At 69.6% G+C, this 22889-nt stretch carries 22 protein-coding genes and 1 pseudogene; 8 read left to right on the forward strand and 15 right to left on the reverse strand.

Features of this window, described 5'->3' with window-relative positions; translation table 11 throughout:
* Positions 1 to 168 precede the first annotated feature (168 nt).
* The 3 genes from E4V01_RS02545 to E4V01_RS02555 form a co-directional block, all read right to left on the reverse strand.
* Entirely contained in the window at positions 169 to 1581 is a 1413-nt protein-coding gene (locus E4V01_RS02545) for a TAXI family TRAP transporter solute-binding subunit (protein ID WP_135297290.1), read from the reverse strand.
* A gap of 281 nt (positions 1582 to 1862) precedes the next feature.
* Complete coding sequence (locus E4V01_RS02550) at positions 1863 to 2066, reverse strand: hypothetical protein (RefSeq protein WP_135297291.1); 204 nt, start codon at positions 2064 to 2066, stop codon at positions 1863 to 1865.
* Positions 2067 to 2199: 133 nt separating this feature from the next.
* On the reverse strand, positions 2200 to 3102 hold the full coding sequence (locus E4V01_RS02555) for a peptidylprolyl isomerase (protein WP_060769147.1): 903 nt from the start codon (positions 3100 to 3102) through the stop codon (positions 2200 to 2202).
* A 477-nt stretch (positions 3103 to 3579) separates the two neighbouring features.
* Between E4V01_RS02555 and secA the strand changes: the two genes are divergently transcribed.
* On the forward strand, positions 3580 to 6492 hold the full coding sequence (gene secA / locus E4V01_RS02560; protein ID WP_060769148.1) for a preprotein translocase subunit SecA: 2913 nt from the start codon (positions 3580 to 3582) through the stop codon (positions 6490 to 6492).
* Positions 6493 to 6499: 7 nt separating this feature from the next.
* Positions 6500 to 6910, forward strand: a complete 411-nt coding sequence (locus E4V01_RS02565) for a GNAT family N-acetyltransferase (RefSeq protein ID WP_135297292.1) — start codon at positions 6500 to 6502, stop codon at positions 6908 to 6910.
* 4 nt (positions 6911 to 6914) lie between these two features.
* On the opposite strand, the pseudogene ampC reads toward E4V01_RS02565, so the two are convergent.
* Positions 6915 to 8079 (reverse strand): annotated as a pseudogene (gene ampC / locus E4V01_RS26650) (class C beta-lactamase).
* Positions 8080 to 8134: 55 nt separating this feature from the next.
* Between ampC and E4V01_RS02575 the strand changes: the two are divergent.
* Together E4V01_RS02575 and E4V01_RS02580 are read left to right on the forward strand one after the other, a co-directional pair.
* Positions 8135 to 9016: a 4'-phosphopantetheinyl transferase superfamily protein gene (locus tag E4V01_RS02575; RefSeq protein ID WP_135297293.1), complete on the forward strand. Its 882-nt coding sequence runs from the start codon at positions 8135 to 8137 to the stop codon at positions 9014 to 9016.
* Positions 9013 to 9468: an NUDIX hydrolase gene (locus E4V01_RS02580; protein ID WP_135297294.1), complete on the forward strand. Its 456-nt coding sequence runs from the start codon at positions 9013 to 9015 to the stop codon at positions 9466 to 9468. Before E4V01_RS02575 ends, E4V01_RS02580 begins: the two co-directional genes overlap by 4 nt.
* A gap of 34 nt (positions 9469 to 9502) precedes the next feature.
* Here E4V01_RS02580 and E4V01_RS02585 read toward each other — a convergent pair whose 3' ends face one another.
* The 9 genes from E4V01_RS02585 to E4V01_RS02625 all read right to left on the reverse strand — a co-directional run bounded on the left by E4V01_RS02585 (position 9503) and on the right by E4V01_RS02625 (position 17409).
* Positions 9503 to 10771, reverse strand: coding sequence for a PHB depolymerase family esterase (locus E4V01_RS02585; RefSeq protein WP_135297295.1), 1269 nt, complete (start codon positions 10769 to 10771; stop codon positions 9503 to 9505).
* A gap of 72 nt (positions 10772 to 10843) precedes the next feature.
* Positions 10844 to 11293: a CopG family transcriptional regulator gene (locus tag E4V01_RS02590; protein ID WP_135297296.1), complete on the reverse strand. Its 450-nt coding sequence runs from the start codon at positions 11291 to 11293 to the stop codon at positions 10844 to 10846.
* Positions 11294 to 11511: 218 nt separating this feature from the next.
* Positions 11512 to 12222 carry a DNA polymerase III subunit epsilon gene (gene dnaQ, locus E4V01_RS02595; protein ID WP_135297297.1) on the reverse strand — a complete coding sequence of 237 codons (711 nt, stop codon included), beginning with the start codon at positions 12220 to 12222 and terminating at the stop codon, positions 11512 to 11514.
* A 70-nt stretch (positions 12223 to 12292) separates the two neighbouring features.
* Positions 12293 to 12913: a dephospho-CoA kinase gene (gene coaE / locus E4V01_RS02600; protein ID WP_135297298.1), complete on the reverse strand. Its 621-nt coding sequence runs from the start codon at positions 12911 to 12913 to the stop codon at positions 12293 to 12295.
* Positions 12910 to 13746: a shikimate dehydrogenase gene (locus E4V01_RS02605; protein ID WP_135297299.1), complete on the reverse strand. Its 837-nt coding sequence runs from the start codon at positions 13744 to 13746 to the stop codon at positions 12910 to 12912. Before E4V01_RS02605 ends, coaE begins: the two co-directional genes overlap by 4 nt.
* Before the next feature lie 28 nt (positions 13747 to 13774).
* On the reverse strand, positions 13775 to 14785 hold the full coding sequence (locus E4V01_RS02610) for a cation diffusion facilitator family transporter (protein WP_135297300.1): 1011 nt from the start codon (positions 14783 to 14785) through the stop codon (positions 13775 to 13777).
* A gap of 14 nt (positions 14786 to 14799) precedes the next feature.
* Positions 14800 to 15414, reverse strand: a complete 615-nt coding sequence (locus tag E4V01_RS02615; protein ID WP_135297301.1) for a nucleoside triphosphate pyrophosphatase — start codon at positions 15412 to 15414, stop codon at positions 14800 to 14802.
* A gap of 16 nt (positions 15415 to 15430) precedes the next feature.
* The gene (locus E4V01_RS02620; protein ID WP_135297302.1) at positions 15431 to 16567 is read right to left on the reverse strand and encodes a DUF563 domain-containing protein; all 1137 of its coding nucleotides are present in this window, start codon (positions 16565 to 16567) and stop codon (positions 15431 to 15433) included.
* An 11-nt stretch (positions 16568 to 16578) separates the two neighbouring features.
* A complete protein-coding gene (locus E4V01_RS02625; protein ID WP_060769161.1) occupies positions 16579 to 17409 on the reverse strand; it encodes a pyruvate, water dikinase regulatory protein in 831 nt (276 codons plus the stop codon).
* Positions 17410 to 18238: 829 nt separating this feature from the next.
* Here E4V01_RS02625 and hemE point away from each other — a divergent pair.
* The 4 genes from hemE to E4V01_RS02645 all read left to right on the forward strand — a co-directional run bounded on the left by hemE (position 18239) and on the right by E4V01_RS02645 (position 20618).
* Entirely contained in the window at positions 18239 to 19309 is a 1071-nt protein-coding gene (hemE, locus tag E4V01_RS02630) for a uroporphyrinogen decarboxylase (protein ID WP_135297303.1), read from the forward strand.
* The gene (locus E4V01_RS02635; protein ID WP_135297304.1) at positions 19306 to 19755 is read left to right on the forward strand and encodes an NUDIX domain-containing protein; all 450 of its coding nucleotides are present in this window, start codon (positions 19306 to 19308) and stop codon (positions 19753 to 19755) included. The genes hemE and E4V01_RS02635 overlap by 4 nt, the downstream gene beginning before the upstream one ends.
* Positions 19748 to 20188, forward strand: coding sequence for a protoporphyrinogen oxidase HemJ (hemJ, locus tag E4V01_RS02640; protein WP_135297305.1), 441 nt, complete (start codon positions 19748 to 19750; stop codon positions 20186 to 20188). Before E4V01_RS02635 ends, hemJ begins: the two co-directional genes overlap by 8 nt.
* A gap of 88 nt (positions 20189 to 20276) precedes the next feature.
* Positions 20277 to 20618: a lysozyme inhibitor LprI family protein gene (locus E4V01_RS02645; RefSeq protein ID WP_060769164.1), complete on the forward strand. Its 342-nt coding sequence runs from the start codon at positions 20277 to 20279 to the stop codon at positions 20616 to 20618.
* A 54-nt stretch (positions 20619 to 20672) separates the two neighbouring features.
* On the opposite strand, the gene hisG is transcribed toward E4V01_RS02645, so the two are convergent.
* A complete protein-coding gene (hisG, locus tag E4V01_RS02650) occupies positions 20673 to 21650 on the reverse strand; it encodes an ATP phosphoribosyltransferase (RefSeq protein ID WP_135297306.1) in 978 nt (325 codons plus the stop codon).
* On the reverse strand, positions 21647 to 22825 hold the full coding sequence (locus E4V01_RS02655; RefSeq protein WP_135297307.1) for an ATP phosphoribosyltransferase regulatory subunit: 1179 nt from the start codon (positions 22823 to 22825) through the stop codon (positions 21647 to 21649). The genes hisG and E4V01_RS02655 overlap by 4 nt, the downstream gene beginning before the upstream one ends.
* Positions 22826 to 22889: the final 64 nt, after the last annotated feature.

Genomic DNA, 22889 nt, shown 5'->3' on the forward strand with positions numbered 1-22889 from the left:
CGCCTGATACGGTTTCCGCTCGATCCAAGCGGGGACCGTATCGCTCAGCCCGCGCGGCGCCTGAGGAGGGTACCCCATCGCGCCAGCGCGATGGGATCCCGCCGAAGCCCAAATCCGCCATCCCGAAGGGATCAAACAGATTTGGTATGATTGCGGTCCCCGGCCCCGTCAGGCGTCCGGTCCATGCCTGCGAACCGGTCTGAGGATCCGAGGGGAAGCCTGATCTTCGGCAGGGACCGCGAGGTTCCGGCAGTCGGCGATCGTCGCCTTCGCTGTGTCGATGGCGATCGAGACCGCGGCCATCGTCCGGTCGTTCGGCTCCCGTTCCCGAGCATAGCGCACCGCTTCCGTTGCGAGCCGGTCGACCTCGACGTTGAGCGCCTCGATGGCGGCCGGATCGGTCAGCGCGCGTGCCTGCTCGGTCACCTCCAGCAATCGGTCGATGATCTCGTCGATCCGCTCGCGGCGCAGGCTGGACAGGCGCTGGCGCAGCCAAGCCAGCGCCGAGAACAGGCCGCCGGCCAGGGCGCCCAGTAGATAGAGCGTGTCGCCGTAGCGATCGACGAAGCCGTGCTGCTCGCGCTCGTAGTAGTCGATCGCGCCGGGATGGATCGGAATGCGTGCGCTCGTCGCTGCCGCCGTCGTGTCGTAGGCCGGTGCCTGCACGTACTCTGCGGCATCCGTCTTCACGGCTGCGGCGGTGCGCTTCTCGAACAGCTGCTGTGTGACATCGGCCGCGATGACACGACCGAGGGAAGCGCGCGCCATCAGCCGGTAGGAGGCCCCCACGGTCTTCACGTCATCGGACGGCAGCTTCGGGTCGCCCGCGAACAGGCCGCCGGGGATCGTCACCGCCTGGAGCCGCGGGAAGCGCTCGAGGATCGCCCCGTCATCCTCGACCGCCACGAACTCGACCTTGCCGTTGCGGGCGACCGAGCGCACGGCGCCGACCAGGGCCAGCGCCTTCGGGGCCGAAGACGCGATGATGCTGACGAAGGCGTCGATGCGCTTGTCCCTGAAGGCAGCAGCGACGGCGTCTTGGTCGATCCGGACGAGATGGACCGTGCCCTCGCGCACCGGCCCGCCGGCTGGCTGCGTGTCGAGGGCAAGGCCGTGATAGCCGAGGATGTTGTTCAGGAGGGAGAAGTCGGCATCGCGGTGTGCGGCGATACCGAGCCGCTTTCCGGCGAGCTTCGGGAAGCTCTTGATGCCGGATTGGGAGGGCGAGGCGATGATCATCGCCTGGTCCCGCAGGATGGCGAGGGTCAACCCGTTGGTCGGCAAGAGCACGTCGGGCCGGACCACCGCGAGATCGGCTCGCCCGTCCTGCAAGGCGGCGGCGCTCTCGCGCACATCATCGAACGAAACGATCTTCAGGCGGATATTCTCGTGGCCCGTATCGAGGGCATCGGCGTAGGCCTTGATGAGTTCCGGCTCGGTGCCGTCACGGGGCGCGACCGCGATCGTGAGCACCGTCGCTTGCAGCAGATACCAAGCGATGCCGAGGCTGGCCCCGATCGCCAGGGTCGCCGCCAGAAGCAGCGTCTCACGACGCATCAGCCAAGCTGGAACGGCAGGCATGGGCGTCGCGCCTTGCGGAGGAGACGAAAGCTGCGCCGTCAATTCCCAAGACCGCGAGAAGTGCCACTACGGCGCACCCCAAAGGCAAAAGTCTCGAAGACCGGACGTCCGATCCGCATGCCGGTCGCTCGAAGCCTGACGTGGCGAGAGAAGATGCGATCACGCGGCCCCTCGGGCGAGCCGGCACTACGATCGATCGAGGGAGGCAGATCGCCCAAAAAGAAACCGCCCCCGGCCGGGCGGCGCGGGGGCGGTTCTGATCGTGCGGAGTGGAAGCGCTGTCAGGCGGCGATCTTGGTCGCGGTGACGGCGATGTTCTCGTTGGCCAGCCTGACGGCGGCAGCCGGAGCGCGGCCGGGGGCCCGGAGGCTGGTCATTTCGCCAGCGGAGGCATGCACGCCGCCCTCGGAGCCGAAACGCTCGGCCAGCATCACGACGAAGATCACGTTGGCGATGGCGGCGGCGAGAACGACGAGGGCGATCATGGCGGGCAGGTCCGTTGCTGCGTTGCGATGAAGCCTATATCGCACCGCACTTCGGTATCTGGTATACCAGATACCGAAGCTCCGACATGCAGCCGACGCATGGCGATGTGCCAGCCGGCCTCTGCTCATTCCCTCAGGGCTTCTTGGTCTCGCCCCCCGCAGGCGCAGAGCCGCTGCCGGCGCGCTCGACCTTGGCCGCCTCGCGCAGCTTCACGATCGTGTCCTGCTGCGCCTTGCGGGTGAGGTACTGGTCGATCTGCTCCTTCATCTCGTCGAAGGTCGGCACGGGCTTCGTCCGCTTCTCCTCCACGCGCAGCACGTGCCAGCCGAACTGGGTCTTCACCGGATCGGAGACCTGCCCCGGCGTCATCTTGAAGGCGGCGTCGGCGAAGGGCTTCACCATCCGCTCCTGGCTGAACCAGCCGAGATCGCCGCCCTCGGTCTTGGAGCCCGGATCCTTCGAGACCTCGCCCGCGATCTTGGCGAAATCCTCGCCGCCCTTGACGCGTGCGGCGATCTTCTTGGCCTCGTCCTCGCTCTCGACGAGGATGTGACGGGCCCGCACCTCCTCCTCGGGCTTCATCGACTTCACGGTCTGTTCGTAGAGCGCCTTGGCGGCCTCGGGCGTCACGGCCTTCTTGGCCTCGCGCTCGAGGTAGTCGTCGAGCAGGAGCTTATCGCGGAAATAAGCGAGCTTACGCTTGAACTCGGGCGCGTCGCCGACCTTGGCAGCTTCGGCGGCCTGCGCGCCGACCTTGAGATCGACCATGTAATCGACGAGCAGGTTCTGCTTGGCCCCCTCGTCGACGCCCGGCAGCGACAGCGCCGGATCCTCGGCGGCGATCGCGAGGTCCGCGGCGGTGATCGCCTGACCGTTGACCCGCGCCACCACCGTCTCCGGCGGAACCGCCGCCGAGACGGGAGCGGGCGCGCTGGGCGTCTTCTGGCCCGCAGGCGCCTGAGCAAGGGCGGCGCCCGGCAGGGTGAGCATCAGCGCGAGGGCGCTCGCGCGCCGGAGGGAGAACGAAATCGGCATCGGAAGCGTCGTTCCTTGGGCGTCATCCCCGCCGGGCCGGTCTTTACGCCGTCCGGCTTCGTCCCGCGGGGCTCGTCGGGAATGCGGCAGGCGCCGCGAAGCGCGACACAGGTGGAACCTCTTCCGGCCAAAGGCAAGCGTGGCCTTGATGGCCGCGCGGTCTCGTGACCGCGGGTCGATGAGGCCGTCGCGCGAAGAGCGATGGCAGCGCCTGTCGGGCGCGAAGAGCGCCGCGCGGAGCGGGCTTTTCAGGGACTTCGGGTCCTGAAACGCGTCGAGCGGAGCGAAAGTTTGAGCCCGCGGAGGCGGGCGCCGGCGACGGAGGCCGGCCAAAAGACAGAGCCGGGCGACCTCCCGGTTGTCCGGTCCGGCACTACCGGATGCGCCTGCGGATATTTACCTCTATAAGCCCGCCCAACACAGGCCGGCGGCGCCCGAAAATGCCGCCCGCGACGACCTCACGACCGCAGGTTCACGATGCTCGGTGCCCTCGCCAAGAAGATTTTCGGCTCGTCCAACGACCGCCGCGTCAAGGGTTTTCGCCCACGCGTCGCGGCCATCAATGCCCTCGAACCGGAAATCAGCGTCCTCTCCGACGAGCAGTTGCGCGCCCGCACGCAGGCATTCCGCGATCAGCTCGCGGCCGGCACCCGCCTCGACGACCTGCTGGTGCCCGCCTTCGCCACGGTGCGCGAGGCGGCCAAGCGCGTGCTCGGCCAGCGCCACTTCGACGTGCAGATGATCGGCGGCATGGTGCTGCACGAGAGCGGCATCTCGGAGATGAAGACCGGTGAGGGCAAGACCCTGGTGGCGACGCTGCCGGTCTACCTCAACGCGCTCGAGGGCAAGGGCGTCCACGTCATCACCGTCAACGACTACCTCGCCTCGCGCGACGCGGAGTGGATGGGCCGGGTCTACCGCTTCCTCGGGCTCACCGTCGGCACCATCGTGCACGGGCTCGACGACGGGCAGCGCAAGGAAGCGTATGCCTGCGACATCACCTACGGCACCAACAACGAGTTCGGCTTCGACTACCTGCGCGACAACATGAAGTACGAGCTCTCGCAGATGACGCAGCGGGGGCACCACTTCGCCATCGTCGACGAGGTCGATTCGATCCTCATCGACGAGGCGCGCACGCCGCTGATCATCTCCGGCCCGGTGGACGACCGCTCGGAACTCTACGTCGCGGTCGATACGGTCATGCCGCGGCTCACCCCCGAGCATTACGACCTCGACGAGAAGCAGCGGCAGGTCTCGCTCACGGAAGCCGGCAACGAGTTCATCGAGGAGGAATTGCGCGCCGAGGGCATCCTCAAGGAGGGCGACCTCTACGACGCGCACAACGTCACCATCGTCCACCACGTGAACCAGGCGCTGCGCGCCCACACCCTGTTCACGCTCGACAAGGACTACATCGTCAAGAACGACGAGGTCGTCATCATCGACGAGTTCACCGGCCGCATGATGCAGGGCCGGCGCTACTCGGAAGGCCTGCACCAGGCGCTGGAGGCCAAGGAGCGGGTGACGATCCAGCCCGAGAACCAGACGCTCGCCTCGATCACCTTCCAGAACTACTTCCGCCTCTACAAGAAGCTCGCCGGCATGACCGGCACCGCCTCGACCGAGGCCGACGAGTTCGCCGAGATCTACAAGCTCGACGTGGTCGACATTCCGACCAACAAGGAGGTCGAGCGCGTCGACGAGGACGACGAGGTCTACCGCACGGTCGAGGAGAAGTACGAGGCGATCATCAAGGAGATCGACAAGGCGCATGCCCGCCACCAGCCGATCCTGGTCGGCACCGGCTCGATCGAGAAGTCGGAGCTGATCGGCGAACTCCTGAAGAAGGCCGGCTACACCCTGCTCGACTATTCCGACCCGAACGCGCTCACCGACGTCTACAAGGCCGCCCGCGAGAACCGGGTCACCAAGCGCTTCGCGGTGCTGAACGCCCGCTTCCACGAGCAGGAAGCCTACATCGTGGCCGAGGCCGGCGTGCCCGGCGCCATCACCATCGCCACCAACATGGCCGGCCGCGGCACCGACATCAAACTCGGCGGCAACCTCGAGATGCGCATCGAGAAGGAACTCGGGCAGATGCCCGAGGGCCCCGAGCGCGACGCCGCGATCGAAGCGCTGAAGGCCGAGATCGCCGAGAACCGCGCCAAGGTGCTGGCCTCGGGCGAGAAGGCCGATCCGGAGGCGGGCCGGAAGAAGGATCTGCCGGGCGGGCTCTACATCATCGGCACCGAGCGCCACGAATCGCGGCGCATCGACAACCAGCTCCGCGGCCGTTCCGGCCGCCAGGGCGATCCCGGCCGCTCGAAATTCTACCTGTCCCTCAAGGACGACCTGATGCGGATCTTCGGCTCCGACCGCATGGACGGGATGCTGCAGCGGCTCGGCCTGGAGCAGGGCGAGGCGATCATCCACCCCTGGATCAACAAGGCGATCGAGAAGGCGCAGCAGAAGGTCGAGGCGCGCAACTTCGACATGCGCAAGAACGTGCTCAAGTACGACAACGTGATGAACGACCAGCGCAAGGTCGTGTTCGAGCAGCGCCGCGACCTGATGGGCCAGGACAGCGTGCGCGAGACCGTGGACGAGATGCGCCACGGCGTGATCGACGACTTCGTCGCCACCCACATCCCCGAGAACGCCTATGCCGAGCAGTGGGACGCCGAAGGGCTGAAGCACCGCGCGCTCGACGTGCTCGGCCTCGACCTTCCGATCGAGGACTGGGTCAAGGAAGAGGGCATCGCCGACGAGGAGATCCGCGAGCGCCTGCGCAAGGCCTCCGACGAATCCTACGCTGCCCGCGTCGAGCGCAACGGCGCGGAGGTGATGACCTATGTCGAGAAGCAGGTGGTGCTGCAGGTGCTCGACCACCTCTGGCGCGAACACCTCGTCACCCTCGACCACCTGCGGCAGGTGATCGGCTGGCGCGGCTTCGCCCAGCGCGACCCGCTCAACGAGTACAAGTCCGAGGCCTTCGAGCTGTTCAACGGCCTCGTCACGGCCCTGCGCGAGCAGGTGACCGCCCAGCTCTCGCATGTCGAGATCATGCAGCAGCAGCCGGAGGGCTTCGCCGAAGGCGGGTTCGAGAGCGCCGGCTTCAGCGAGCCGCAATTGCCGCCGATGTTCCCCGAGCACCGCGACCCGGTGACCGGCGAGAACGAGTTCGCCTTTGCCGGCTCCGGCAGCGACGGCGGGGCGGGCGGCGCCTACGGCTTTGCCGCGCGCGAACTCTCGACGGACGCGGCCGTGCTGGAGCGCAAGCCCGACGACGCCTCGACCTGGGGCCGGGTCGGCCGCAACGAGCCCTGCCCCTGCGGCTCGGGCAAGAAGTACAAGCACTGCCACGGCCGCTTCGCCACCGAGGCGTGAGCCTGCGGTGAGCGGCGCCCTCGTCTACGGGCTCGAGCCGGATCTCGACGCGGCGACCTTCGAAGAGGTTCTCGTCGAATCCGGCCTCGATCCCCGACGGCCCGCGGCAGACCGGGAACGGCTCGATCGGATCCTGCGAGGCTCCGACCTGATCGCCACCGCCCGGCGCGACGGGCGCCTCGTCGGCGTCGCGCGCACGCTCACCGACTTCGCCTTCTGCGCCTATCTCGCCACCCTCGCGGTCGCCCGCGACTGCCAGGGCCTCGGCATCGGCCGCCGGCTGATCGACGAGACCCGGGCGGCGGTGGGCCCCGAGGCCTCCTTGCTACTCACCGCCGCGCCCGGCATCGAGGGCTATTACGAGGCCATCGGCATGCCGCGGGTGCCGCACGCCTTCCGCTACGACCGGGAGCGGTGACGGGTCAGGGCTCCTCGGCCGCCAACGCCTCCAGCACCGCGTGCGCCGCCGCGATGCGCGCTCGGATCGGAAACGCGCGGTTGGCCAGCATGACGAGGCCGATGCGTTTGGCCGGCACGAAGGCGACATAGGCGCCGAAGCCGTTGGTGGAGCCGGTCTTGTCGAACAGCGTGATCTCCGTCGGCGTCTGCGGCGGGTCGAGCCGGGCGGCGGGTTGCGCCTCGAACCGCATCGGCTCGGCATTGCCGGCCTGAAGGCGCTCCAGCGAGATCGGATAGGGCAACTGCTCCCAGCCGAGCCCCTGCACCATCCCGCCGACCCTGACATACCCGATCTGCGTGCCTTGAACCGCCTGCCGCATCGGCGGGTCGAGGCGGGTGGGGTCGAGATTGGCCTCGACGAAGCGGATCATGTCGGCAGCACTGGATTTGACGCCGTAGGCCTCTCCGTCGAGGACGCCCGGATCGACCCGGATCGGCGTGCCGTCCTTGCCGTAGCCCCAGGCGTAGCGCTCGCTCTCCGACGCAGGCACGCGGATGAAGCTGCGCTGCAGGCCGAGCCCCGGAAACAGCCGGGTTTCCATCAGGTCGGCGAAGTCGCCGCCCATGGCCGCGGCGGCGGCGGCTCCGAACAGGCCGAGGCTGGGATTGGAATAGAGCCGCTGCGTCCCGGGCGGCGCGGCGGGTTGCCAGCGGCGAAAGTAGGCGATCATCGCCGCCTCGTCGGCCACCGCATCGGGAAATTGCAGCGGCAGGCCGCCCGCGCTGTAGGTGCCGTAGATCGAGCAGGCTGACGCGATCGAGCGCGCTGCCCCGCAGCTCCGGCAGAAACCGGCTCGGCGCATCGGCGAGCGAGAGCCGGCCAAGCCCCTCCGCATAGGAGACGAGCGTCGCCGTGAAGGTCTTGCTGACCGAGCCGATCTCGAACAGCGTGTCGCGCGTCACCGGCCGCTGCCGCTCCCGGTCGGCGAGCCCGAAGGCGAAGACCGTGGAATGCCCCTCGCGGATGACGGCGACGGCGATGCCGGGCACGTCGTAAGCCTTCAGGAGCGGGCGATAGGCCTGCTCGACCGCGGCGGCGACCCGCGTGGAAGGCTCGGCGGCCAGAGCGGGCGTCGGGACCAGCGGCAAGCCGCTCAGGACGAGGGCGGCCAGCACGCGCTTTCGCATTGCGGAGATGGCGCATTTCCTTCTTGGCTGAGGCAAGAGAGGCGGACGGGCGGCCATGACGGGTGAGGAAAGCGCCGAAAGCGCGGCAGGTGCGGAGGCCGCTGTCCCGCTGGTGCGGAGCCTGCGTCTCACGCTCGAGGCACCCCGGACCGGCCCGATGCAGGCCACCCTGGCGCTCGCGAGCGCATCGCTCGATTGGCTCGACGCCCATCGCGGCGGCTTTCTTCACGCGGACGAGGAGGCGCTGCTCACCGACCGGCTCCATGCCCGCCGCCGCCACGGCCTGTTGATCGGGCGCTACGCGGCGAAATGCGCGCTCGCCGCATTTCGGCCCGACCTCGACCCGCGGGATCTGGCGATCCGGCCGGGTGTGCTGGAGCAGCCGATTCTCTCCGGCACCGGTGTCGAAAACCTCGGCATCAGCCTGTCCCATGCCGGCCCGGTCGCCGTGGCTGTGACCTTTCCCGAGGCCTGCCCGATGGGGATCGATCTGGAGCGGATTCAGCCGGCCAACGTCGCGCTGCTGACGCGCCAGACCCTTGCCGCCGAGCGCCGGCACATCGCCGCCCGGCTCGACGCGCCGGAGGCCGAGCGGCTGACGCGGCTTTGGTGCCTGAAGGAGGCGCTGTCCAAGACCCTGCGCTGCGGCCTCACCGTGCCGCTCGAACATCTCGCCGTCGGCAGCGTCGTGGCGGAGCCGCCGGGGCTCGACGTCACCTTCGCGAATTTCGCGCAATACCGGGGCCTGAGCCTCGCCGCGGGCGATCTCGCCGCCGCGCTCGTTCTGCCGCGCCCTCCGGCGGCGGCGCTTGCGGTCGAGGCGGCGGCCTGGGAAGAGTTGCGATCGGGCTTGGCCGAAGCCGCGATGCGGTGGCAGGCCGAAGACGCCGCACCGCCCCCTCGCGACGGCGATCACGAAGAGACCGGACACCGATGACGACCTGGCGCCCACCCCAACAGATCCGCGTCAAGGTGATCGGGCTGGCCTGGCGCGGGGACGCGCTGCTGGCCGTCGAGGTCCTCGACGATCGCGGCCGGATCAAGGGTGTGCGTCCGCCCGGCGGCAGCGTCGCCTTCGGCGAGACCCGCGAACAGGCCCTGGACCGGGAGTTTCGGGAGGAGCTGGGCTGCGGCGTGACGATAACCGGGCCCTGGACGGTGTTCGAGAACCTCTATCGCCACGAAGGCGCGCTCGGCCACGAGATCGTGTTCGCGGCCGATATCCGCCTTCACGACGCGGCCCTCTACGACCGCGACGTGATCCGTTTCAGCGAGGATGACGGCACGGCCTGCACCGCGCGCTGGCTCCGGCCGAGCGCCCTTCCGGACGGCGCCGTCCTCTTCCCCGACGGCCTTGCGGCCGCGCTGGCGCATCGCCCCGAACGGTGAGGACCGGCTTTCGGGACGATGCTCCGGCCTTGGCTCAACCCTGGCCGCCCGTCAGGCTGTGGCTGAGGAAGAAATCGAGCATCGCGCGCGAGGCATCCGGCCCGTTCGGGTCCGTGTAGCTGCCCGCCGGGCTGCCGCCGCACCACGCGTGGCCCGCGCCCTGCACCGACCATGCCTCGACCTGAACGCGGCCGGCCTCGTCGGCGTAGCGGATGCGGGTGTAGCTGTGACGGCCGTTGATCCCGCCCTCCTGGCGCGGCGTCAGGGCGTCGATGCCGGCCTGCGCCAGCACGGCGTCGGCGTTGCGGGGATGGACGGTGCCGTCACCCTCGCCATGGAAGACGATGGTGGGCACCCGCAATTTCTGCGTCACCGCGCCGGCGCCGAAGCCGGCCGCGCCCCCCGGCTCAGCCGCACCGGGCGCGCCGACCCGCATCGCCGAGAGCGCCGAGGACAGGTCGCGGGCGCAGCCCGCGGCGAGACCCGAATGCACGCCGAGGCCCGCGAACAGGTCGGGATAGGCCCGGGCGATGTTGGCCGCCGCCGCCCCGCCCGCCGAGAGCCCGGCGATGTAGATGCGGGAGCGATCGATCGGATGCTCGGCGCAGATCGCGCGGACGAGGCCCGCCACGATGCCGGCCTCGCCCATCTCCCGGCCCTGGTCGCCGGGCTCGAACCAGTTCCAGCACTTCTGCGCGTTGGCCCGGCTCGTCTGGCGGGGATAGGCGACGTAGGCCCCCTCCTCCTCGGCGAGCGTGTTCATCCGCGTTCCCGCCGCGAAATCCTCCGGCGACTGGCTGCAACCGTGCAGCATCACGAGCAGCGGGCGCGGTCCGCTCCGCGGGCTCGGGATGAACAGCTTGTAGTCCCGCGCCCCGGCGGCGTTGGAGAAGCTGCGCTCGACGAACGGGCCGCCCTCCGACTCGGCCCCGTCGGGTTCGGTACCGTTGGGTCTGGGCGCCTGCTGGCCACCGCCCGTCAGCCCGTTCAGCGAGGGAGCCAGCGAGCGCAGGCCCTGCATGACGTGGTCGATGTTCTCGCGAAGCCGTTCGGGGAGCAGCGTGGCGTGATCCGCATTCCGGGTCGCATCCACCTCCGGATCGAGCCGGGTCGCCGGGCCTTCGAGCCGATGCGTCCCCTGCGGGGCGGGCGACGCATCGGCCGGCCGCGCCCCCTCGGCGGACAGGTCCGCACCACCGAGGCTGCGCTGGATCAGGGCGGTCGCCTCGCCGAACCGTCCGGCCTGAGTCAGGCGGGTGGCCTCGGCGATATCCGTGAAGAAGGCGTTGTGACGTTCGGTCATGCGGGTCTCGCTTTCCGGGTCGGCGACGGGCGCGCGCGAGCGCAGCGGGTCACGAGGGGGATTTCCAGAGGGTCAGGGCAGACGGTCGGCCAGCACCCGCTTCACGGCGGGGCTCGCCTGGAGGCTGCCGAGCACTTCGATCGAGGCGATCGCGGCACTGGCGAGGTCGGCGGGAACGTCGTCGGCGATGACGGCGAGGCCGAGGACGCGGATATCGAGCCGTGCCCCCGCCGCCTGCGCCGCTTCCAGTTCGGCCCGGCCGTAGCGGCGCAGGCCGACTTCGATCGGTTTGCGGGCCACCGACTGGCGGGTGATGTCGGCGTGGCGCTCGATCTGGTTGCGGACCGCCGTGCGGATGAAGTCGCTGCGGTTGGCGTAGACGCCCTCGGACACGAGCAGATCGACATGCCCGAGATCAACGAAGCCGAGATTGACCGTGATCTTCTCATGGTCGCCGGGTTTGGCGCCGAGCCTCACGGCGATCGGAGCATCCGGCCGTGTCTCCTGAATCACGTCCATCATCGCGCGACATCCCTGCGCCAGCCATAGGGCAGGTATGGGAAGGCTTATGCTGCACCGCAAGATGAAGTTTTTTGCATCGCAGCAAGGCAGGCGATGAGGTGGGAGCGGTTCCGCTGGCGCCGCGTCGGCCGAAGGACGGGCGATTCGAACCCAAAGACCGCACGCCGAGAAAGACTTAACGGATCGTTTCCGGTGCGGTCACCGCCGCGGGCATCGGGTCACGGCTCCATGTACTCCCGCCAAATGGCGTTTGTTCCGAGGCTCTCGACAAAGCTGTCATGCCGCAAGCGCTCACCTTCGGTGAGGCGACTGCGAATCGCCCGCGGGCCGACCGGACCCGAATCGGTCAGGGCGCCGAGCGCCAGGGTCCCGACCGGCTCGGCGATGCTGAGCCCCAGGGTGGTCTGCTTGCCGCCGAGCAATTCGACATAGACCTCGGCCAGGATCTGCGCGTCGAGCAGCGCGCCGTGCTTGACGCGGCGGGTGGTGTCCACGCCGTAGCGGTTGCACAGGGCATCGAGGTTGTTGGCCGCGCCCGGATGCTTGCGGCGGGCGAGCAGCAGGGTATCGACCACGTCCTCCAGCGCGATCGGCTTCGGCGCGGCGGGCCCGAGCCGGGCGAACTCCATGTTGAGGAAGCCGACGTCGAAGGGCGCGTTGTGGATCACCAGCCGCGCATCGCCGCAGAATTCGAGGAAGGCATCGACCACCTCGGCGAAGACCGGCTTGTCGGCGAGCATCGCATCCGAGATGCCGTGCACCGCGAACGCCCCTTCGGACACCGCCCGCTGCGGGTTGATGAGCCGGTGGAAGGTCTCGCCGGTCTGGACGTGGTTGATGAGTTCGACGCAGCCGATCTCGATGAGCCGGTCGCCGTTTCGAGCCTCCGTGCCGGTGGTCTCGGTATCGAGGACGATCTCGCGCAGCATTTTTTCCGATCCGATGCAGGTGAACAGCCTGCGCGCAGCTCGCGAAGGATGCGTTAACCCGCAGAGCCCTTCAGCGGGTTCGGCTGGTCAGTTCCTCGACGATCCGCTCCACCTCCGCCTCCGCGTGTGCAAACCCGCGGCTCGTATCGATCACGTAGTCCGCCCGCGCCCGCTTCTCGGCATCCGGCATCTGCTTGGCGCGGATCGCCTCGAAGGCGTCCTCGGTCATGCCGGGGCGGGCGAGCACGCGGGCGCGCTGCACCGGCGCCGGGGCGGTGACGACGAGGACGGCGTCGCAGCGGGCGTCGGCCCCGGTCTCGAACAGGAGCGGGATGTCGAGGACGACCAGCGGCGCCCCGGCGTTGCGGGCGAGGAAGGCGCGGCTCTCGTCCCGGACCAGCGGATGTACGATCGCTTCCAGCCGGGCGAGTTTTTCCGCATCGCCCAGCACCGCCTTGCGCAGGGCCGGCCGGTCGACGCCGCCCTCCGGCGTCAGGGTGCCCGGAAAGGCCTCGCCGATCGCCTGCGCCGCGCCGCCGCCCGGCCCGTAGAGGGCGTGGACCGCCGCGTCCGAATCGTGGACCGGCACGCCGCGGGTGGAGAACATCGCGGCGGTGGCCGACTTGCCCATGCCGATCGAGCCGGTGAGGCCGAGTACCACGGGCGGGCGGGGGTGTTCAGGCGCGTTCATTTCGCGACGAGATCCGCGACGATGGTTTGGCGCAGGGCCGGCGTCACCTCGGGCCGCAGGCCGAACCAGGCTTCGAATCCCGGCACCGCCTGGTGCAGCAGCATGCCGAGCCCGTCGACCGCCGCGAGCCCCCGCGCCCGCGCCGCGGCGAGTAGCTTCGTCTCCAAGGGCACGTAGACGATGTCGGCCACCGCCGCGCGGTCCAGGAGCGGGGCGAGGTCGAGGTCGAGCGGCGGGTGGCCTGCCATGCCGAGCGACGTGGTGTTGACGAGAAGCCCGGTGTCGGAAAGTGCATCCGGCACGGCCTCCCAGGCCAGCGCCTCGATGTGTTCGGGATCGAGTTCGGCGAGCGCCCGCGCCCGCTCGGGGCTGCGGTTGGCGACGCGGACCGAGAGCCCCCGCTCCACCAGCCCGACGACGATGGCCCGCGCCGCGCCGCCCGCGCCGAGCACGAGGGCGGACCCGCCGGTCCGCTCGGGCCAACGCTGCCCGAGGCTGTGGTCGAGATGGGCGATGAAGCCCGGCGCGTCGGTGTTGTCGCCGCGCACGCGGTCGCCCTCGACGATCAGCGTGTTCACCGCGCCGATCGTCCTGGCCCGCTCCGTCAGGGAATCGGCCAACTGATAGGCCGCCTCCTTGTGCGGGATGGTGACGTTGCCGCCAGCAAATCCCGAGGCCGGAAGCCCGCGGATGAAGGCTTCGAACGCCTCCGGCGCCACGTCGAGGCGCTCGTAGCTGCCTTCAAGGCCGTGCTCGGCGAGCCAGTGCCCGTGGATCAGCGGCGAGCGGGAATGCCGGATCGGATGGCCGACGACGAAGGCCCTAATTGTCATGGAAACCTGCTGGGAAAGTCGAGAGGCATCACGCGACGCAGCTCGTCGGCAGCGTGCAGGCGGTCTGCCCCTCGATCTCGATCTGAAGGGTGGCGTGACCGATCCCGAAGCGCGCCCGCAACGCGTCCGCCGTCTCCTTGAGGAAGAGCCGGTCGGGCGCCGCGTCGGCGATCACGAGATGGGCGGTGAGGGCGACTTCGGTGGTGCTCATCGGCCAGATGTGCAGGTCGTGCAGCCCGCGCACGCCGGGGCGCGCGGCGAGATAAGCGCGAACGGCCTCCGGGTCGATGCCGGGCGGCACCGCGGCAAGCGACATCGCCACGCTGTCGCGCAGGAGCCCCCAGGTCGCGGCGATGATGAGCGCGGCGATGGCGAGGCTCACCAGCGGGTCGATCCAGTCGAAACCGGTGGCGAGGATGACGAGGCCCGCGAGCACCACGCCGGCCGAGACCGCTGCGTCGGCCACCATGTGCAGATAGGCGCCGCGGATGTTGATGTCGTCCTTGGAGCCCGAGGCGAACAGCCAGGCGGTGAAACCGTTGATGAGGATGCCGATGCCGGCCACCACCATCACCGTGGTGCCGGCGACGGGGGCCGGCTCGAGGAAGCGCTGCACCGCCTCGACGATGATGCCGCCGGTCGCGACCAGAAGCACCACCGCATTGAACAGCGCGGCCAGGATCGAGGAGCCGCGCAGGCCGTAGGTGAAGCGCGCCGACGGCGCCCGCCTCACCAGCACCGCGGCGATCCAGGCGGCGGCAAGTCCCAGCACGTCGGAGAGGTTGTGGCCCGCATCGGCCACCAGCGCCATGGAATTCGAGAGCCAGCCATAGGCCGCCTCGACGCCGACGAAGCCGAGATTCAGCGCGATGCCGATGGCGAAGGCCGGCCCGAAATTCTTCGGAGCGTGGACGTGCCCGAGCCCGCCATGCCCAAGCCCCCCATGTCCATGACCGTGGTCATGCTCATGCCCGGCATGATCGTGGCCGTGATCCGGATGGGCGTGGGCGTGCCGATGATCCTGCCGGTGGTCGTCCATCGTCCCTCGCCGTGTCAGAACGCCAGCAGGCCCATGCCCCGCAGCCGCGCGAGAAGGGGCGTGAGCGGCAGGCCGAGAACCGTCGAATGGTCGCCCTCGACCCGCTCGAACAGGTGGATGCCGAGCCCCTCAAGCTGGTAGGCGCCGACGGAAGCCGTGACCGCCGCGCCTGCGAGCCGCAGATAGGCGTCGATGGCGCCCGCATCGAGGGGGCGCAGGGTCAGCCGCGCGGTTTCGACGAAATCCTCGGCGCTGCCGCCGCGCCGGATCGCGACCGCCGAATGCAGCGCGTGGGTCCGGCCCTGGAGCCGGGCGAGATGGGCGTGCGCGTCCGCGAGGTCGGCGGGCTTGTGGAAGATCTGGCCCTCGCATTCGAGCACTTGGTCGGCGCCGATCACGACGCGGCCGGGATGGCGGACCGCCACCTCCTCCGCCTTGGCCTGGGCGAGCCGCCGCGCCAGTTCGACCGGGGCCAGGGCGCCGCCCTCGGCCTCCAAGGCGCGCTCGTCGATCCGCGCGGGCGCCGTCTCCACCGGCAGGCCGGCCCCCGTCAGGAGATCGCGCCGGGTGGCGCTCGCCGAGGCGAGAAGGAGCGGTGCGGGCGCAAGCCAGAGGGGGGAAGCGTTCACGTCGAAAATGATTCCGTCAGCGCAGGCCGCGCCAGTCGAGCCAATCGAACAGGAAGTCGATATCCTCGGGCGCCACCGAGAAGAACCCCTCCTCCGATCGTTCCGAGCCGATCACATAGCCGCTGGCATGGCCCAGCGTGTGGTCGATCGAGCTTTGCAGGAAGCCAAGTTCGAGCCCGTTGTCGCGCAAGGCCACCACGGTGGTGCCGGGCGGCGCGAACAGCGAACCGTGCAGCCCCGAACCGTACTCGCCGATGATCGTGCCGGCCGAGCGGAACAGGGCGATCTGTTCGGGCACGCTCAGCCGCTCGGGCCGGACGGGGGTGAAGCCGCGGGCCACCGCCTTCTCCTCGAACGCCGCCCGCTCCGCGAGGGTGCGCCGGTTATGCGTATCGGCATTGTCCGAGCGGGAGATCAGGAGTTTTTCGCTCCCCGGCTTCTCCCGCCGGCGGCGCGGCCGCCACAGGGGCCGCCAGCGAGCGGCGGGCGCCGCGCGCTCGAGAAGGAAGCGGCGGGCCTGCCGCATCAGCGGCGAGGCGCGGCTGATGAAGCGCAAAGCCGTCGGCACGAGGAGGGAGCGGCAGACGACGAGATCGCGGGTGCGGTCGTAGACGACGAGGCGGTCCTCTCCGATGCCGAGGAGGCCAAGCCAGTCTCGCGCGAAACGCGGCGTGTCGGCGGGCAGGAGGTAGGCCAGCCGCGTGATGTCGTGGCCGGCCCGGTCGAGCAGGAACAGCTTCGGCAGGAAATCGACCAGCCAGTGGCCGTACATCTGATGGCCCATGCCGGTCAGCAGCACGACCGGCTCCTCGACCGTGACCCGCCGCAGATCCGGCAGCCGCGCGGCGATGGCGCGGAAATGCCCCTCGAAATTGACGGAGAAGATGTTGAGCTGGGCGGCGTACTGGAACACGCCGTCGAGGAGCACGACGCCCTCCTCGGTCACCGCCGCCCCCGGCAATTCGTAGAGGCTCGTCCCGAGCACGGTGGTCTGCTCGTGGTAGACGCGCAGCAGCTTGGGCGTCACCGCGCCGACCAGCAATTCGGGCGGAGGCGCCCAGTCCCGGTAGGACAGGCTGAGATCGGTGCAGCGCCCGCGCCCGGCCTGGACGGTCTCGCGCAGATCGGCCGCGGCGAGGCCGGCGTCGTCCATATGCCGGAGCCTCAGGTCGCGATGAACTTGAGGCGGTGCTCACGGTAGAGATCGAGGATCGCGGCGGCCGTCTCCTCGATCGAGCGGCGGGTCACGTCGATGGTCGGCCAGCGGTACTTGGCGCAGAGCCGGCGCGAGGCGGCGATCTCGTCGGAGACCGATTGCCGATCGACATAGGAGGAGTTGTCGTCGGCCTTCAGGCTGAGCAGGCGGTTCTGGCGGATCTGCACGATCCGCTCCGGGCTGGCGATCAGCCCGACGATCAGCGCCTTCTTGACCCGGTCGAAGCTCGGCGGCAGCGGCATCGAGGGGACCAGCGGCAGGTTCGCGGTCTTGAGCCCGCGATTGGCGAGATAGATCGAGGTCGGCGTCTTCGAGGTGCGGCTGACGCCGACCAGCACCACGTCGGCCTCGTCGAGATCCGCCGGCAGGTTGCCGTCGTCGTGGGCCAGCGTGAAGTTCATCGCGTCGATGCGCTTGAAGTACTCGGCGTTGAGCATGTGCTGGGCGCCCGGCCGCTCGGTCGAGGTCGCGCCGAGATAGGAGCGCAGGAGCGCGTGCACCGGCTGGAGCACGTTGAGCGTCGGCGAGCCGGTCTCGCGGCAGGCCTCCTCCAGGCGCTCGATCAGTTCGTGGCCGACCAGCGTGTAAAGCACGAGGCCCGGCGCCGCCTTGATCTCGGAGATCACGCGTTCGAGCTGCGCGCCCGAGCGCACCAGCGGGTAGACGTGCTCGATCGCCGAGATGCCCTCGTACTGCACGGCCGCCGCGCGCCCGACATTGATCAGGGTCTCGCCGGTGGAATCCGAGACGAGATGAAGATGGAAATAGCTGCGGCTCATCGTCGGCCCGTCTCTGCCGTGACGCTCGGTCCGGGGCGACACACCCGCCCCGAGGGGATGCTTAGTGTCTCTCACAAAGCTCCCGCCGCGCTGTCATCGCCAGAGCGAGAACGGTCGGAGACCGGGAGTTTTGTGAGGCACTCTTAGAGCATTTTCTCGGGCAAGCGCGATGCCGAATTGCCGTCGGCCGTGGGGACTTCGGCTGCCATGCGGCCGGACAGCCCGTTACCGTGGCGGCCCGAGCGCGTCGCCGACCCTCGCGGATCATGCCGGAGCCCGACCCGCTCCGTGATGGAAAGACGGAGCCGAACCGTTCCGGCAGGGCGGCGCAGCGGCCGATTCCGTCACCACCCCGGAAAATTTCGATTGTGTTGTCAGCGCTTTAGCGTTCCGCCACCGCCACGCTGTCCCCAGGGCGCGTCCGGGGAGTCGATAAGTGGGGAAAACCAGGCCCCATCGGAGCGCGACGGTGGGTTGCCCCGAAATCCATCGACTCCGCCCTCAACACCCCGACCTTGCGCACACGGTGGAGTCGCCCGAATGGGAGAATCCGGGACCGAGGCGGCCATCAGGGCATACGGGCCCATGCAAGCCTCTGCTGAGCTTGGCCTATCGTGGACATTAGATCCAATCCGTTAAGAGGCGATTAACGCCGTGGCCGTGGGGAGGGCCTGTGGACGCGCTTGCGGCATCACGATCCAACGTCCAAGAGAAAAAACAGAGATTCTAGAATCTCTCTTTCTTTGAGTAGGACCGGGGTGGGGATGGCGCGGTCGCGATCCCTCCGGTCTCCCTCGAACGGCAATCAGGCAGGATGCGGACTTCAGGCATGGCGGAGGCAAAGACGGCGAATAGACCGGTGCTGCGGGTGCTGTCGGGAGAGGCGATCTCCCCGCCCCCGGCCTGGATGATGCGCCAAGCCGGCCGCTACCTGCCGGAATACCGGGCGACGCGGGCGGAGGCCGGATCCTTCCTCGATCTCTGCTACAACCCGGCCTTCGCCACCGAGGTGACGCTCCAGCCGATCCGCCGCTTCGGCTTCGAGGCGTCGATCCTGTTCTCCGACATCCTCGTGATCCCCCACGCGCTCGGCCAGGACGTGCGTTTCGTCGAGGGCGAGGGGCCGCGCCTCGATGCGCTCGAAGGCCGCGCCCAGTTCGACCGCCTGCGCGAGGCCGGCGACCCGGCGATCTTTTCGCATCTGGCACCGGTCTTCGAGGCCGTCGAGCGCATCCGCGGGGCGCTTCCCGACGAGACGACGCTGCTCGGCTTCTGCGGCGCGCCCTGGACCGTGGCGAGCTACATGATCGGCGGACGCGGCACGGTGGACCTCGCCCCGGCCCGGGCGCTGGCGGCGGCCGACCCTGCGCTGCTCGACGCGCTGCTCGACCGGCTCGTCGCCGTCCAGACCGAATATCTCGTGCGTCAGCTCCTGGCCGGCGCCGACGCGGTGCAGATCTTCGAATCCCATGCCGGCGTGCTGCCCGAGTCGAGCGATGGGGATGCCCTCAAGCGCTTCTCGCTCGGGCCGATCACGCGGATGGTTCAAGGCGTGCGAGCACAGGTTCCGGACGCGAAGATCATCGTCTTCGCCAAGGGCTCCGGGCTGGAGGGCCATGCCCGCGTCGTGCCCGAGACCGGCGCGAGTGCCGTCGGCGTCGATTGGGGTGTCGATCTGGCCGCCCTGCGCGCCCGTGTGCCGGCCTCGACGGTCACCCAGGGCAACCTCCACCCCGAGACGCTGATCGAGGGCGGGCGGGCCCTGGACGCGGCCGTGGATGCCATCCTGGCGGCGACCGAGGGCCTGCCGCACATCTTCAACCTCGGCCACGGCATCACCCCGCAGACGCCGATCGCCCATGTCGAGCAGATGCTGGCCCGGCTCAGAGGCGGCCGGTGACGCGTATCCGCGTCGTGGCCCTGGCTCTGACGCGCCGGGACGAGACGGGCGAGGCGTTGCTGCTGGTGCGCAAGCGCGGCAGCCTCCGCTTCATGCTCCCGGGCGGCAAGTTCGAGGCGGATGAGACCGACGCTGCCTGCCTTGCCCGCGAACTCCGGGAGGAACTCGCGCTCGCCTTCGACCCCCGCACGGCTGTGCGGCTCGGCCGGTTCGAGGCGGAGGCGACCAACGAGCCCGGCCACATCGTCGAAGCGACCGTCTATCGGCAGGCCGCCGCACCCGGCCTGAACCCCGTCTGCGGTGCGGAGATCGAGGAGATCCGCTGGCTCTCGCTCACCGGCGGAACGGACGCGGCCGCTTTGCCGCTCGCACCGCTTCTGACCGGACAAGTCCTGGCGCTCTTAAGCGCCGCATCCCCCACACGGAGTGCCTCAGCCGGTGCTTGAGACCCTGTACCCCTGGATCAAGGCCGTCCACGTCATCGCGGTCATCTCTTGGATGGCGGCGATGCTCTACCTGCCGCGCCTGTTCGTCTATCACGCGGCGCTGCCGGCGGGCTCGCGGGTGCAGTCCGAGACCTTCAAGGTCATGGAGCGGCGCCTGCTCAAGGCGATCATGACGCCGGCCATGATCGTCACCTGGATCCTCGGCCTGTGGCTGGCGTGGCAGAGCGGCTACTACGCCGCGCCCTGGCTCCAGGCGAAGTTCGCCCTGGTGCTGGCGATGAGCGGCGTACACGGCTTCCTCTCTCGCACGGTCAAGGACTTCGCCGCCGACCGCAACACCCGCAGCCAGCGCTTCTACCGGGTGATCAACGAGGTGCCGACGCTCCTGATGATCGGCATCGTCATCCTCGCGATCGTGAAGCCCTGGAGCTGATTCTTTTTTGCCCGGCTCCGGGCACCGGGGCGCGAACGAGCCGTTGGAAGGGCAAAGCGTGGCCGTTGCTCACGCGGGAGCCTGTCCGATGCGTACGCTGTTTCTCGCCCTCTCTCTGAGCCTCGCTGCGGCCTCCCCCGCAGCGGCAGCGAGCTTTGCCTGCGCCAAGGCCGAGACGCCGGACGAGAAGACGATCTGCGACACCCGCGCCCTCAACGATCTCGACGTCGAGATGGCGGTGCGCTTCGACATCCTCAAAGACCTGCTGCCGATGGGCAACCGCACCAAGATGCAGGACGATCAGGAGGCCTGGCTCAAGGACCGCCGCGCCTGCGGTGCCGATGTGGCCTGCCTCACCGCGGCCTACGAGGGCCGGCTCAAGATCCTTCGCGCCGTTCTGTCGGAGTTCGCCAAGCAGGGCGGGCAGTAGGGCGCTCTCCCACCGAGCCCCTCATCCCGAGGTCGCGGATGGGGGAAGCCTAGCTCAGAGCCGCGCCAGCAGCCGCTCCGCCAGCGGGTTCTCCGCCGCGAAGGCGTAGTCGATCCGCCGCACGGTGACGGACCGCGCCCCCGCCTGCACCAGGGCGTCGGAGAGGTCGAACACCGCGTCGACGGGGCAGCGCATCACGATCTCGCCGTCGGCGCCGCGCGGGGCGCCGTAGGGCAGTTCGGCCTCGTGCAGGCCGGCGAGGGTGGCCAGATCGATCACGCCGGATTCGGGCAGTCCCGCGCGCACCTCGCGGCTGGTGCGGGCGCGCTCCTCCGCCGCGATGCGGCCGAGCACGGTGCGCAAGGCGGCCCGCGCCGTCTCGCCCCAAGGGGCTTTCAGCGACGCGACGAGGTTGGCCTCCGAGCGCAGCATCACCCCGTCATCGAGAATCTTCAGCGCGTTGGCCGCGAGCGTGGTGCCGGTGGTGGTGATGTCGACGATGATCTCCGCCGAGCCCGCCGCCGGCGCGCCCTCGGTGGCGCCCAGGCTCTCGACGATGCGGTAATCGGCGATGCCGGCCTCGGCGAAGAAGCGGCGCGTCAGGTTCACGTATTTGGTGGCGATGCGCATCCGCCGGCCCTGGCGCAGGCGCATTTCGCTCGCCACCTCGTCGAGGTCGCTCATGGCGCGCACGTCGATCCAGGCTTGGGGCACCGCCACGACCACGCTGGCATGGCCGAAGCCGAGCGGCGTCAGCAGTTCGACGCTCGCGCCCGGATCGGGCAGCATCTCGCGGATCAGATCTTCGCCGGTCACGCCGAGATGGGCGGCGCCGCTGGCGAGCTGGCCGGCGATCTCGGAGGCCGAGAGGTAGCGCACCTCGACGCCGGGCAGGCCGGCGAGCGTACCGCGATACTCACGCGCGCCCGCCTTCTGCACGAGCTTGAGGCCCGCACGGGAGAAGAAGGCGCTGGCATTCTCCTGAAGCCGGCCCTTCGAGGGGACGGCGAGAACGAGGGGCGAATCGGTCACGCGGCAACTCCTTCGCTTCCGCCCGTGGTGCCTTCGCCCGTGGTGCCTTGGGCGCAACGCGACAGCCAGAACGCGCAGCCCACCGCCGGCAGCGGCACCGGGCTGCCGAGCTGCTGCAGGAGCCCGTCGTAGCGCCCGCCGCCGACCAGGGTCGGGCCACCCTGAGGACCCGTCACCTCGAAGATGAAGCCGGTATAATAGTCGAGGTTGCGCGCGAACCCGCCGTTGAACCGGAAGCGCTCGACCGGAAGACCCCGCGCCGCCATGAAGCCGGTGCGTTCCTCGAACAGGGCGAGCGCCGCCTCCAACCCTTCGTGGGTCAGCCCCGCCTCGCGCGCCAGCGCCCGCACCGCGGCCACGGCCGCATCGGGATCGCCGGAGATGGCGCAGTAGCGCTCGATCAGTTCGCGGTTCGTCGCGTTGAGGCCGGCGCCCCCATGCGCCTGCGCCGAGGCCTTGGCGAGGAAGCGCTCGGCGATGGCCCCGGCGCTGCGCCCGCCCACCTGCGAGATGCCGGCGATGGACAGCACGTCCTCCACGAAGGCGCGCACGGCCCCGGCATCCTGGCCCTGGATCGCGGCGAGCAGGCCGGCATGGCGATCCTCGGCCTGCACGCTGTTGGCGACCTCGTCGAGGGAGCGCCCGGCGGCGATGGCCCGCAGCGTCCGGCGCTTGGCCACCGGCGGCACGTGGAGGGCGTCGAGGAAGGCGTGGGTCAGGCCCATATCGCCGAGCCGCACGATAACGTCGGAGCGACCGAACAGATCGAGCCCCTCGAGGGCGAGCCCCAGCACCTCGGCATCCGCCGCCGGGGTGTCGGTGCGCCCGATCGATTCGATGCCGCCCTGGACGAACTCGTCGGGCTCGCCCGCCACGAGGCGGAAGACCGGGCCGAGATAGCTGTAATCGGCGCTCTCGCCGGGCCGGGTCGCCTGATGCAGGCGGCAGACCGGAATGGTGAATTCCGGCCGCAGGCACAGTTCGGCCCCGTTGGCGTCCTGCGTCACGAAGATGCGCCGCCGGATGTCCTCGCCCGACAATTCGAGGAACGGCTCCACTGGCTGCAGCACGGGGGGGGACGCGGGCACGTATCCGCAGGCGGAAAAATGCGCCGACAGGCGCACATGGCGCACCACCTCCGCGCCGCTCGGGCCGCCTGCCTCCGGTCTCGTCATCGTCTCGGATCCAGCTTGATTTCGGCCCCCATAGCAATCGCGTCACCGGTTGGCGACCGTGCCG

The organism is Methylorubrum sp. Q1 (assembly GCF_004683995.1).
In the GTDB taxonomy this organism is placed as follows: domain Bacteria; phylum Pseudomonadota; class Alphaproteobacteria; order Rhizobiales; family Beijerinckiaceae; genus Methylobacterium.

Excerpts from the sequence above, each read along its gene's own strand:
- E4V01_RS02545 (WP_135297290.1), bottom strand. The coding sequence starts at position 1,581 with ATGCCTGCCGTTCCAGCTTGGCTGATGCGTCGTGAGACGCTGCTTCTG.
- E4V01_RS02550 (WP_135297291.1), bottom strand. The coding sequence starts at position 2,066 with ATGATCGCCCTCGTCGTTCTCGCCGCCGCCATCGCCAACGTGATCTTC.
- E4V01_RS02555 (WP_060769147.1), bottom strand. The coding sequence starts at position 3,102 with ATGCCGATTTCGTTCTCCCTCCGGCGCGCGAGCGCCCTCGCGCTGATG.
- secA (WP_060769148.1), top strand. The coding sequence starts at position 3,580 with ATGCTCGGTGCCCTCGCCAAGAAGATTTTCGGCTCGTCCAACGACCGC.
- E4V01_RS02575 (WP_135297293.1), top strand. The coding sequence starts at position 8,135 with ATGACGGGTGAGGAAAGCGCCGAAAGCGCGGCAGGTGCGGAGGCCGCT.
- E4V01_RS02580 (WP_135297294.1), top strand. The coding sequence starts at position 9,013 with ATGACGACCTGGCGCCCACCCCAACAGATCCGCGTCAAGGTGATCGGG.
- E4V01_RS02585 (WP_135297295.1), bottom strand. The coding sequence starts at position 10,771 with ATGACCGAACGTCACAACGCCTTCTTCACGGATATCGCCGAGGCCACC.
- E4V01_RS02590 (WP_135297296.1), bottom strand. The coding sequence starts at position 11,293 with ATGATGGACGTGATTCAGGAGACACGGCCGGATGCTCCGATCGCCGTG.
- dnaQ (WP_135297297.1), bottom strand. The coding sequence starts at position 12,222 with ATGCTGCGCGAGATCGTCCTCGATACCGAGACCACCGGCACGGAGGCT.
- coaE (WP_135297298.1), bottom strand. The coding sequence starts at position 12,913 with ATGAACGCGCCTGAACACCCCCGCCCGCCCGTGGTACTCGGCCTCACC.
- E4V01_RS02605 (WP_135297299.1), bottom strand. The coding sequence starts at position 13,746 with ATGACAATTAGGGCCTTCGTCGTCGGCCATCCGATCCGGCATTCCCGC.
- E4V01_RS02610 (WP_135297300.1), bottom strand. The coding sequence starts at position 14,785 with ATGGACGACCACCGGCAGGATCATCGGCACGCCCACGCCCATCCGGAT.
- E4V01_RS02620 (WP_135297302.1), bottom strand. The coding sequence starts at position 16,567 with ATGGACGACGCCGGCCTCGCCGCGGCCGATCTGCGCGAGACCGTCCAG.
- E4V01_RS02625 (WP_060769161.1), bottom strand. The coding sequence starts at position 17,409 with ATGAGCCGCAGCTATTTCCATCTTCATCTCGTCTCGGATTCCACCGGC.
- hemE (WP_135297303.1), top strand. The coding sequence starts at position 18,239 with ATGGCGGAGGCAAAGACGGCGAATAGACCGGTGCTGCGGGTGCTGTCG.
- E4V01_RS02645 (WP_060769164.1), top strand. The coding sequence starts at position 20,277 with ATGCGTACGCTGTTTCTCGCCCTCTCTCTGAGCCTCGCTGCGGCCTCC.
- E4V01_RS02655 (WP_135297307.1), bottom strand. The coding sequence starts at position 22,825 with ATGACGAGACCGGAGGCAGGCGGCCCGAGCGGCGCGGAGGTGGTGCGC.